We start from the raw sequence: 11203 nt of genomic DNA, 5'->3' as shown, positions 1-11203 counted from the left end.
CGCGGGGGCCGTCAGGCCTTGCTCAGCCAGGCGGTGGCGTTGAGCGCGAGGGCGGCGTTGGTGCCGGCCGGGTCGTTCCAGCCGTCGTGCAGGTTGTTGTGGGGCTGCCCGGTGTCGTCGTCGGGCGGTGAGCTGTCGCCCCAGGCGGCGATCCGGCCGTCGCCGAAGGTGCTGGTGACGAAGAAGGCGCCGGTGTTCCCGGAGGAGCCGGGCCGGTAGACGATGCCCTTGACCGTCGGGTTGGCGTCGGGGTGCAGGGTCATCGTGGTCCCGTCGCGGATGATCGAGCCGGTGACGGTGCCGAACGGGCCGTGCAGCACCGGATCGGACGGGTCCTCGACGGCGCGCGGGTTCTCGTTGTGGACGTTCGCGAGGTCGACGCTGAACCCGAAGGGGTCGCTGTTGTCGACGCCGTTGTCGGTGAACAGGTCGTTGATGATCTCGGGCGAGTCGATGCCGTCGTTGTTGCGATCGCTCATGGTGTGGTCGGAGATCAGGAACAGCCCTCCGCCGTTCTGGACGAAGTGCATCAGGGCGGCCTTCTCGTCCGCCGTGAACTTGATGTTCGGTTCGTCGATCACGACGGTGTCGAAGTTGGCGAGGTCCAGCGGGTTGGCGGTGCCGAAGGTGAACGCGCCGCCGGGCGGCAGCGTCTTCAGGCTGTACTCGCCGGTCTGCTGGAGGGCCACGCCCCAGGAGGACAGGGCGCCGGTCCAGTCCTTGTCGGCCGTGGGGTGGGCGTTCTGGGCGAGCGGGTCGGGCTGGGCGGTGGAGATGATCCAGTCGGCGTTGCCGGCCGTCTCGGCCTTGCTGTTGTCGAACAGCACCCGGTGGACCGTGGGGGCGGCGGAGGCGGTGGGGGCGGGGGCGCCGGGCGCCGTGAGGCCGACGGTGACTAAGGCCGTCGCGAGCAGCGCGGCGGCCGTGCTCAGGCGGGACATGAGCGGTACCTCCCGGGAGACGAACGCGCGGGAGGTGAGGCCGGTACTCCCATCATCCTCCGTCCTCCCCCTGTTCGCCCGCCATCCGGTGACCGATTCGTAATTGCACACGACTTGCAACTAATTACCGGCAGGGGGAAAGATGGCCCGGCTTTGACGCCCCCACGAAAGGACCCCCCGATGACCGGCCCCCGCTGGCGCGACCGGCTCACCCGTGAGGAGTGGATCCGCCTCGCAGGCATGGGCGGCTTCATCCTCGCCCTGCACGTGATCGGCTGGTTCACCCTGCTCGCGCTCGTCGCGCCCGAGCACTACGACATCGGCGGCCAGGCCTTCGGCGCCGGCATGGGCCTCACCGCGTACACCCTCGGCATGCGGCACGCCTTCGACGCCGACCACATCGCCGCCATCGACAACACCACCCGCAAGCTGATGGGCCAGGGCAAGCGGCCGCTGTCGGTCGGCTTCTGGTTCTCGCTCGGCCACTCGTCCATCGTCTTCGGCCTCTGCGCGCTGCTCGCCTTCGGCATCCGGTCGCTGGCCGGGCAGATCGAGTCGGACGAATCCACCCTGCACGAGACCACCGGCCTGATCGGCGTCACCGTCTCCGGCACCTTCCTGCTCGCCCTCGGCCTGATCAACCTGGGCGCGTTCAACGGCATCCTCAAGGTGTTCCGCCGGATGCGCGAGGGCGAGTTCGACGAGGCGGAGCTGGAGGCGCAGCTGGAGAAGCGCGGCTTCATGAACCGCATCCTCGGCCGGGTCACCAAGGCCGTCACCAAGCCCTGGCACATGTACCCGGTCGGCCTGCTCTTCGGCCTGGGCTTCGACACCGCCACCGAGGTGTCGCTGCTGGTGCTGGCCGGCGGCGCGGCGGCGTTCCAGCTGCCCTGGTACGCGCTGCTGGTGCTGCCGGTCCTGTTCGCCGCCGGCATGAGCCTGCTGGACACCATCGACGGCTCGTTCATGAACTTCGCCTACGAGTGGGCGTTCTCCAAGCCGGTCCGCAAGATCTACTACAACCTGACCGTCACCGGCCTGTCGGTGCTGGTCGCCCTGGTGATCGGCTCGATCGAGCTGGTCGGGCTGCTCGGCGAGAAGCTCGACATCGGCAGCGGGCCGGTCGCCTGGATCGGCGGGCTCAACCTCGACCTGGTCGGCTACGCCATCGTCGGCCTCTTCGTGCTCACCTGGGCGGCGGCGATCGCCTACTGGAAGTTCGGCAACGTCGAGGAGAAGTGGTCGGCCGGTCTCACCGCCGCGGCGGCCGAAAAGGCCGAGTAGGCCGAGTAGACCGGATAGGCCGGGTAGGCCGGACGGCGCAGGACGCGGGCCGGCCGGCCCGGGGGCTCACCCCCGGGCCGGCCGGCCCTTCCGTGCGTGCTGTGCTGTCAGTAGCGCGTGCGGATCTCCGACTTGCCGTAGGGCACTCCGAAGAAGCGGCTGCGCCAGAGGCCGACGGTGATGCTCACGCCGCGGCTGCCGCGGCGGTTGTTCGCCTGCGTGATCCCCTTGCTCCAGCTCTTCAGCAGCCAGCCGAAGCCCTTCAGGACGCCGCCGATGATCTTCGCGGCGATGTGCGGGAAGAACCCGACGATCAGGCCGACCATCTTGCTGACGGTGCTGGCGGTCTTCAGCTGCTTGGCCAGCTTGGCGGCGCCGGCCTTGCTGAAGTAGGCGGTCCACTTCTTGTACCAGGCCAGACCGGTCAGGTCCTCCATGGAGATCGGGTCGACCGGGTAGCCGTACTGGTTGGGCGAGCCCTCGGGCAGCGGGTCGGTCTGCAGGAACCGGCCGGTGGTCGGGTCGTACACCCGCACGCCCATCAGGACCAGGCCGCTGAGCGTGTCGCCGGAGCGCAGCTGCCCGCCGTGCCAGCCGTACGCGGTGGTGCCGGTCGCGTCGACGACGTTGCCGTACTCGTCGTAGTGGTAGACGGCGAGGTCCTGGGTGCCGTCCGGGGACATCTGGATCGAGACGTCGCCGTGCAGGTTGGTCAGCTGGAGGACCGCGCCGCCGTCGGTGCCGGTGGCGGCCGTGAGCTGGCCGGTCAGGTCCTGGACGTGCCGGACGATCCGGCCCGCCGCGTCCGCGGACCAGCTCGGGGTGTCCTCGGAGCCGTCGTAGTGGTTGGTGGTCAGCGCGGTGATCGCCCAGGCGCCGTCGGCGCCCTTGGTCTCCGTGGTGGCCTTGGCGAGGCGGCCGGTGGCGTCGAGGTCCCAGGTCCGCCGGGTGTCGCCGAGGGCCTCGCCGCGGACCAGGTCGTTGGCGAAGTAGCTCAGCTGGGTGCCCTTGGGCAGCGTGGTGGTGCGGCCGTAGGCGTCGTAGGCGTAGCCGGTGCCGGTGAGGCGGTCGGCCGTGTCGTAGGCGTGGGTGTCGGTCGAGGTGGCGGCGTCGGCGGTGGCCGGGTCGCAGTCGTCCGTGACGCTGGTGCGGCTGGTCCGGTTGCTGCTCTTGTCGAAGGTGTAGGACCGGGTGCCGCAGGCCAGGCCGGTGCTGTCGGTGGCCTTGGTCAGGCGGCCGGCGGCGTCGTAGGTGAAGACGCCGGCGGTGCTGTTGCCGTCGGTCTGGGTCCGGCCGGCCTGCTGGCCGTGGACGGTGTACTCGGCGGTGTCGGCCAGCAGGACGGTGCCCGCCTGGTCGGTGTAGGTCTTGCCGGTCTGGATGCCCCGGCTGTCGTAGGTGTTGGTCAGCAGGTTGCCGCCGGGCAGGGTCTGCGTGAGCAGGCGGCCCTCGACGTCGTAGGCGGCGTTGAAGGTCCCGGCGACCGAGTCGGTCAGCGAGGTGGGCAGGCCGCGCGGGTCCTTGGCGGTGTCGTAGCCGTAGGTGGTGGTCGACGGCACCGAGTCGGACTTCTTCACCACGCGGTCGAGCTTGTCGTACTCGACGGTCGTGACGCTGCCCGTGCCGTCGTCGTAGGAGACCGGGCGGCCGAGCCGGTCGTACTGCTGGGTGACGGTCGTCGAGCCGTTGGAGACGGTGGACGGCTGGCCGGTGGCCGGGTCGTAGCCGTGCGCGGTCTCCGGGACGGCGGTCCCGGTGCCCCCGGTGACGGTGACCTTCAGCGGGCGGCCGGCGGCGTCGTAGGTGCGGCCGGTGGTGCGGGTGACGCCGTTGGCGGTCTCGGTGAGGAGCGTGGTGGCGCCCAGCCGGTCGTACTGGTACGTCTTGGTGGGCAGCTGGAGCGGGTTGGCGCCGCCGCCGGTGACCTGCGCGGCCGGTGCGGTGGAGCAGACCAGGCCGGCCCACTCGGGGCGGCCGGCGCACGGGCCGGTGCCGGTGGCCTCGTAGTACGTGGTCACCGTGGTGCCCGCGTCGGTGCCGGTGGAGTTCGGGCGGCTCTGGGAGGTCACCCGGCCGCTGGCGTCGTAGCCGGTGCTGGTGGTGATCTTCAGGCCGGCCGGGTCCTGGACGGTCCGGGTGGCCAGGCCCTGGGCCCAGTCGTACTCGGTGGCGTTGGTGCGGGTGTCGGCGTCGGTGGCGTAGCCGTCGATCCGGGCGCCGACGGTCACCGAGGTCACCTGGTCGCTGACCGCGGCGTTGGCCGGGCGGCCCTCGTCGTAGGCGGTCACGGTGTGGGCGCGGGCCGCGACCTCGGCCCCGGCGGTGAGCGCCGGGGAGGTGCCGGAGGCGGCCAGGTCGCGCTCCAGGGTGACCAGCCGCAGCGGGTCGTACTGGTCGGTGAGCCGCTTGCCGTCGGCCGAGTACACCGAGAGCTCGGAGAGCACCTGGGCGCGGTCGGCGGTCGAGCGGCCGGCGATGCCGAGGGCCCGCAGCTTGTTCAGGTCGTTGCCGGTGGTGGCCAGGGCGAGGATGCGGTTCTCCGCGGAGAGGGTCCGCACCACGTTGCCGTAGGCGTTGTACTCGGTGGTGGTGATGCCGCCGCCGGGGGTGGCGGTGTTGACCTCGCGGCCGGAGGCGTTGGTGTACGTCACCGAGGCGCGGTTGTAGCCGGCGGTGCCGAGCGCCTTGCCGTCGTGGGTCGGCGGGACGGCGTCGGGCGGCAGCACGGCGGTGGCGTCGGTCGGGGCGTCGGTCTGGCCCCAGGCCGCGACGTCGGACGGCGCCAGCGGGTACGGCGCGTTGGCGCCGCTCAGCGGGACGTCGTAGACGACCGAGGTGGTCGCGGTGCCGTCGGTGACGTCCTTGGTGCCCTGCTTGAGGGTGGGACGGGAGGCGCTCAGCAGCATGCCCTCGCCCGCGGTGGCGGCGTTGCCGGCCTTGCCGTAGGCCAGGGTCCACGGCAGCTCGCCGGGGTCGGTCACGGTGGTGACCCGGCCGGCCGCGTCGTAGGTGTACGCGGTCTTCAGCGCCGGGCTGATCCGCGGGTCCCAGACCTCGCGCAGCCGGCCCTGGTCGTCGTAGGCGTACTGCGACATGACGACGGGGGTGGCCGCGGCGGCACCGGGCTCGGTGGACCACAGGCGGATCTGCTTCACCTGGCCGGCGACGTCGCCCAGCGCGGACGCGGTCGCGGTGGTGGCGTCGGCGTAGACGTACTCCAGGACCCGGCAGCCGGCCGTGGACGGCACGGCGGCGCAGTCGGCCGAGGCGGTCGCCGACAGCGGTGCGACGACCAGCTTGGGACGGGCCAGGGTCTTGCCGCCGGAGACGACCTTCTCGGAGACGACCGAGGTGGTGGAGTTCTGGCTGGGCAGCGAGGTGGCGGTGGCCTGCCAGGTGGTGGCGGCCGGGTCGACCTTGCCGAAGGAGACCGTGGTGCCCGAGGTGTCCTTCAGGGTGAACGCGCCCGTGAACGCGCCGGTCAGGGTCAGGTCCTCGGCGCCCGGCTCGGGCTTCCAGCCACCGGAGCCGGTGGCGGTGAAGCCGGTCTCGCCACCCTCGGAGGTGACCACCGAGACCGAGGTCGGGGAGGTCTTGCGCAGGTGGGTGTAGGCGGTGTCGGCGCCCTCGGCGGTGGTGCCGGCGCTCCACTGCGGGCCGAAGATCGCGGCCTGGCCCTCCTGGGCGGAGCCGTTGGCCGGCCGGCGGGAGGAGTAGGAGCGCTCGGCGCTGAGGCCGAAGCCCTCGGCGTCGGAGGCGGAGAGGGTGAGGTCACCGGTGAGGGTGTTCACCCGGCCGGGGCCGACCGTGGTCTCCGGCGAGGTGCCGGCGTTGCGGTCCACCGTGACGGTGTTCGGCTCGGTGGCGTCGGTGGCGGTGCCGTCGGTGAAGACCGCGCGCACGTCCACCGGGCCGTTCTCGGCCAGGGTGTCGGTGATGTTCCAGGTCAGCGGGGCCGGCTTGCCGCCGGGGGAGGGATGCGGCCAGGCGGTCACCGGCTGGCCGCCGGTGGTGCTGACGTTGGCGACCGGGACGTCCTTCCAGGCGTCCGTCTCGCCGCGGCGGTACTGGTAGCGCACACCGGTGTAGGTGCTGTTGCCCTCGGCCTGCAGCGAGGTGCGGCGGGCCGGGCGCTCGCCCGCGCCGGGGGCGACCAGGGCGGAGCCCTTGCCGGCGTAGAAGGTGTACGTCCGGTCGGCGGAGACGTTGCCCGCGGCGTCCCGGCTGTGCGCGGTGACGGTGTGGGCGCCCGCCTTGAAGGTGAGCTTGGCGGTGACCGGCGTGCCGGTGGTGGCCGCGGTGACCCAGGCGCCGCCGTCCAGCTTGTACTGGACGTCCTTCACGTCGCCGGTCGGCGGGGTGAAGGTGAAGGTGCCGCTGTAGTCGCCGGCGGCGTCCGGGGTGCCCGCCCACTGGCCGGCCGGGAAGTCGCCGGAGCCGATGGCGGTCGCGCCCGGGGCGACGGTGTCGACGGTGAAGGTGCGGAAGCCGGACCAGGCGCTGTTGACGGTGCCGTCCCCGGAGCGGGAGCGCCACTTGTAGGAGCCGGGCGCCAGCGCGGTGGTCGGCGTCCAGGAGAACGTCGAGCCGGAGGCCGCCCAGGCGCTGTGGCCGGACTGCAGGGCGGCGGTGCCGTTGGCGGCCCAGATCTCGAAGTCCAGGACGACGTTGCCGCCGTCCGGGTCGGTCGCCTTGGCGGACAGCGTCGGGGTGGCGTCGCCGCTGACCGCGCCGTTGGCCGGGCTCAGCAGGGTGGAGACGGCCGGCGGGGTGTTGTAGGTGACCGAGAGGTACGGGGTGTTGGCGGACGCGTTGCCGGAGTTGAACTTCTTCCAGCCGTACGGGTCGCTCTCGTCGGTGGCCCGGATGCCCAGGGTGTTGTTGGCGTTGCCGTTCGCCGCCCAGGCCTTGACCAGGGCGGTGATGTCCTGGTTGACCCAGCCGTCGTTGCAGGAGCTGGAGAAGCCCTTGGTGGTGGTGGACGAGGCCCACTTCTTGTTCCAGCCGGGCTGCGCCGTCCAGCGGGAGGCGGTGGTGGCGGTGCCGGTGTCCCAGACCTCCCAGCTCTTCGCCGTGCAGGACCAGCTGTGGAAGTTCCACAGGTTGAGCTTGCCGCTGGTGATCTGCTTCCCGCTGATCTTGGCCATCGGGAACTGCAGGAAGGAGCGCGCCACCTGGCCGGAGCCGTTGTTGCCCAGCTTCAGCTCGGTCTGTCCGGAGACGTCGGTTCCGTAGCCCTGCTGGACGAAGGTGTCGAAGCCGACGCCGATGTTGACCGCCGGGTCGACGGTGACCGGGTACCGGGTCTTCGGGTCGTTGAGGAACGCCGCGTCCGGGGTGAGCGTGAGGTCGACGGCGTCGCCGTTCTGGGTGACCTTCAGGCCCACCGGGGCGGTGTGGGTGTGCTCGCCGCTGCGCTCGTCGACCTGCGCGTCCCACATCACCGGGGCGGGCAGCTGGCCCTTCTCCTCACCGGTCTTCGGGTCGAGGAAGGAGACCGAGTTGTCCGCGTTGTGCCGCGCCTGGAGGCCCGCCGCGTCCAGCGTCATGGTGACGGTGCCGTTGGCGCCGACCGCGGAGCGGTCCTTGAGCTCCAGGAACTGCTCGAAGCCGGTCCGGGTGGACTCGACGATCAGGTCGGTCGCGGTGAGCGCGTTCTGGTAGCGGGCCCGGGTGCCCTCGACGACGGGGGCCGGCAGGGTGCCGCGCCAGGACAGCGACATGCTGGTGCCGGCGCCGTTGTCCAGGGAGACCAGGGGGACGGACGGGGCCCGCTGGTCACCGGCCGGGGCGCCGGCCGCCTTGAACTTCGACGCGGCGGGCGGCGGGGTGGCGCCGGCCAGGGTGAGGCCGAGCGGGTGGCCCTTGGCCTTGACGGAACCGTCGGCCTGCTGGGCCAGGGTCACGTCGATCGGCTGGAGCCGGCCGTCCTTGTCCTTGTAGCGGACCGGGCCGGTGGCCATGTCCAGGGTGGTGGTGCCGTCCGGGTTGATCCAGGTGGTGGTGGACTCGGTGCGCTCGTCGACCACCTCGATCGGACGGTTCTCCAGCCGGGCCTTGAGGTGGGCGGTGGCGATGTCCTTGGCCTCGGCGACCCCGAGCGCCCGGTCGGCCTTGGGGGCCGGGGAAGCGGGGGTGACGGCGACGGCCTGGCCGGTCGTCATGATGACGGCGGCGGCATCGGCGGAGAGCACCACGGCGAGTGCGACGGCGGTGTTGCGCAGCACTCTGTTGCGGCGGCGGGCGGCGGCTGGCACGGCGCCCCCGGCGCGGGGCCGGGGTGGTGTGCCGGTCGGGTAGGACATGAGGCTCCTCGACGGTCTTGAGTGAGGGGGGGAACGGCGACGACGGCGCGCGTCGGCCCGGGGCATGGCTGCGCAGGCCCGGATGGGGACCGGGCCCGGCGCAGGGAGCTCTATGGGCATGCGCATGTCAGTAAAGGCTTGGTCATGCCCGTAGGCATGAATCGGCCAAGTTTGCGAGAGAGGGCAACCCGTCCGAAAGTGGACGGAAGGTCAGGAAGCGTCTGGCGGAGGGCCTTGCGGCCTACGGTGGAGCCGCCACCGCGTAGCGGCGCGCGGGGCCCTCCGCCAGGGCCCGGTCGAGCAGGGCGTACGCCCTGAGCTCGGCCGCCTCCCGGTGCGGGGCCCGGACGTAGAGCACCAGGCCGACGCCTCCCGGGACGGAGCGGGCGCGCACGTGCTCCAGGCCGTCGCCCGGAACCGCGCGTGCCCACAGGGCGCCCTGGACGTCGGCGGCCCCGGCCCCGGCCCCGCCCGTCGGCGCGGTCGAGACGTCCAGGAGGTTCAGATGGACCGCGAACATCGGACGGTCAGTCCCAGCCGATGATCCGGGCGTTCGGCCCGTCCCAGCCGATGCCGGGGGCGTCCCAGCCGATCACCGACCCGCCGGCGGGCGCGGCGACGGCGGGGGCGGCGGCGGCCGGGGCGGACCGCGGGGCGGTGAGGGCGGGCACGGCGACGGTGGCGAGGGTGAGCGCGAGGGCGGTGACGGCGAGCAGCCGGACGGGCTTCGGCACGGCGGGTCCTGTTCTGTGCAGGGCGGTTCAGGGCGGGTGCGTGGTGCGTGGTGCGTGGTGCGGTGCGCGGCGCAGAACGAATACTTCCGGCGCGGGCCCCGCGGGGGGAGGGTGATCGGCTTGCAGCATCCGGCCTGGCAGCATGCTGCAAGCCCCGGGCCCCGCTCGGGGGGTGGCGCGGTTCGTCCAGGCCGTTCGCAGAACAGACCGGATGGTCCGGTTCTGCTCGGGTGACCGGATCACGTCTTGTGGGCGCGGATCACCGGCGGAAGGATCGGGTGCCGGTGGGTCGGACCGGAACTTTTTCGTGTGGGGCGATGCTGTGACGATCAGGGGTCGTTGACGTGCTGGAACTGCTGGGCCTGGACGCCGCCGCGGAAGCCGTGTACCGCGAGATGCTCGCGGACCCGGAGGGCGGAGTGGCCGAACTCTGTGAACGCCTCGACGTCTCCGAACCCGTCGTCCGGGCCGCCCTCGACCGCCTCGCCGACCTGACCCTGCTGCGCGCCTCCCGGGAGCGACCGGGCGCCCTGTGGCCGGTCAGTCCGGAGCGCGGACTGGAACTGCTGCTGCGCCGTCAGGAGGAGGAACTCGCACGCCGGCAGCAGGAGCTGGCCGTCTCCAAGGCCGCCGTGGCGCGCGCCGTCGCGGAGTACGCCACGCTGCGCTCGGCCACCCTGGTGGACGGCGGCGAGCGGCTGGTCGGCCTCGACGCCATCCAGTCCAAGCTGGAGGTGCTCACCGCCCGGCTGACCACCGAGTGCCTGGGCGTGATGCCCGGCGGCGCGCAGTCCGCGGCCAGCCTGGCCGCCTCCCGCCCGCTCGACGAGGACGCCCTGCGGCGCGGCGTCAGCCTGCGCACCATCTACCAGGACAGCGTCCGCAACGACCCGGAGACCTTCGCCTACACCCAGTGGATGACCGGCCTCGGCGGCCGGGTGCGCACCGCCCCGGTGCTGCCGCCGCGGATGCTGGTCTTCGACGGGACCACCGCCGTGGTGCCGATCGACCCGGAGAACACCCGGGCCGGCGCGCTGTGCACCGAGGAGCCGGGGATCGTCGCCTCGCTGGTCGCGCTGTTCGAGCAGACCTGGGAGACCGCGCTGCCGCTCGGCGGGGACCCCCGCCCCGAGGACGCCGCCACCGGCCTGAGCCCCGGCGAGCGCGAGCTGCTGCGGTTGCTGTCCACCGGGCTGACCGACGACGCGGCGGCCAAGCGGTTGGGCGTCTCGGTGCGCACGGTGCGCCGGCAGATGGCGGCGCTGATGGAGCGTCTGGAGGCGGCGAGCCGCTTCGAGGCGGGCCTGAAGGCGGCTCAGCGGGGCTGGCTGTAGCGGCCGTCACGGCCTCGGGGCGACGATCGCCGGACGTCACGGAGAAGTTCACTTCCGGGCTCTTGTCCGGTCATTTTCTACGCGCGTATCTTTGGGCGCTGCGGGGGCGTTCCCGGCTTCCGCACGGCTTTCTACGCGGGTAGCGGGGCAGTGCGCGCGGTGCGCCCGGCCGACCGACCCTCACCCACAGCTAGGAGTCCCGTTCCGGTGACCACCCCCACTGCTCCCCGTCCGCGCTCCCGGCGCGCCCTGCTGCGCGCCGCGGTCGTCCCGGCCGGTCTGGCCGCCTCCCTGGTGCTGGCCCCGCTGCCGGCCGCCGTGGCCGCGCCCTCCGCCGACGCGCTGATCGCCGAGGTCTACGGCGGTGGCGGCAACTCGGGCGCCACCCTGAAGAACGACTTCGTCGAGCTGGCCAACAAGGGCGGCGCCGCCTTCGGCCTCGACGGCTGGAGCGTCCAGTACATATCCGCCGCCCCCGGCCCCAGCTCCCAGTGGGGCGTCACCCCGCTGACCGGGTCGATCGCCCCCGGCGGGCGCTACCTGGTCGCCGAGGCGGCGGGCGACGCTGAGTCCCTTGCCGGTCCATCGGGCCGCGGCGGCCGGGC

7 protein-coding genes are annotated in these 11203 nt (G+C 72.7%); 3 read left to right on the top strand and 4 right to left on the bottom strand.

Features of this window, described 5'->3' with window-relative positions:
* Positions 1–11: 11 nt before the first annotated feature.
* A complete protein-coding gene (locus ABD308_RS34710; RefSeq protein WP_344343881.1) occupies positions 12–941 on the bottom strand; it encodes a hydrolase in 930 nt (309 codons plus the stop codon).
* Between the two features lie 180 nt (positions 942–1121).
* Here ABD308_RS34710 and nicT point away from each other — a divergent pair, with 180 nt between their 5' ends.
* Positions 1122–2225 (top strand): Nickel transporter NicT, encoded by a 1104-nt coding sequence (gene nicT / locus ABD308_RS34705; protein WP_344343879.1) that lies wholly within the window; start codon positions 1122–1124, stop codon positions 2223–2225.
* Positions 2226–2332: 107 nt separating this feature from the next.
* Here nicT and ABD308_RS34700 read toward each other — a convergent pair whose 3' ends face one another.
* The 3 genes from ABD308_RS34700 to ABD308_RS34690 all read right to left on the bottom strand — a co-directional run bounded on the left by ABD308_RS34700 (position 2333) and on the right by ABD308_RS34690 (position 9264).
* Positions 2333–8530 (bottom strand): DNRLRE domain-containing protein, encoded by a 6198-nt coding sequence (locus ABD308_RS34700; protein WP_344343877.1) that lies wholly within the window; start codon positions 8528–8530, stop codon positions 2333–2335.
* A gap of 241 nt (positions 8531–8771) precedes the next feature.
* Positions 8772–9050 carry a hypothetical protein gene (locus ABD308_RS34695; RefSeq protein WP_344343875.1) on the bottom strand — a complete coding sequence of 93 codons (279 nt, stop codon included), beginning with the start codon at positions 9048–9050 and terminating at the stop codon, positions 8772–8774.
* 7 nt (positions 9051–9057) lie between these two features.
* Complete coding sequence (locus ABD308_RS34690; protein WP_344343873.1) at positions 9058–9264, bottom strand: hypothetical protein; 207 nt, start codon at positions 9262–9264, stop codon at positions 9058–9060.
* A 344-nt stretch (positions 9265–9608) separates the two neighbouring features.
* On the opposite strand from ABD308_RS34690, the gene ABD308_RS34685 reads away from it, so the two are divergent.
* Entirely contained in the window at positions 9609–10598 is a 990-nt protein-coding gene (locus ABD308_RS34685; protein WP_344343871.1) for a helix-turn-helix transcriptional regulator, read from the top strand.
* A 207-nt stretch (positions 10599–10805) separates the two neighbouring features.
* Positions 10806–11203, top strand: a 398-nt coding sequence (locus tag ABD308_RS34680) for a lamin tail domain-containing protein (RefSeq protein ID WP_344343869.1), incomplete at its 3' end; no start/stop codon positions are given.

The organism is Kitasatospora putterlickiae (genome assembly GCF_039527695.1).
In the GTDB taxonomy this organism is placed as follows: Bacteria; Actinomycetota; Actinomycetes; order Streptomycetales; family Streptomycetaceae; genus Kitasatospora; species Kitasatospora putterlickiae.
Note: the sequence above shows the minus strand (reverse complement) of the source record. Positions and strands in the feature narration are given on the sequence as shown.

Excerpts from the sequence above, each read along its gene's own strand:
- ABD308_RS34710 (WP_344343881.1), bottom strand. The coding sequence starts at position 941 with ATGTCCCGCCTGAGCACGGCCGCCGCGCTGCTCGCGACGGCCTTAGTC.
- nicT (WP_344343879.1), top strand. The coding sequence starts at position 1,122 with ATGACCGGCCCCCGCTGGCGCGACCGGCTCACCCGTGAGGAGTGGATC.
- ABD308_RS34700 (WP_344343877.1), bottom strand. The coding sequence starts at position 8,530 with ATGTCCTACCCGACCGGCACACCACCCCGGCCCCGCGCCGGGGGCGCC.
- ABD308_RS34695 (WP_344343875.1), bottom strand. The coding sequence starts at position 9,050 with ATGTTCGCGGTCCATCTGAACCTCCTGGACGTCTCGACCGCGCCGACG.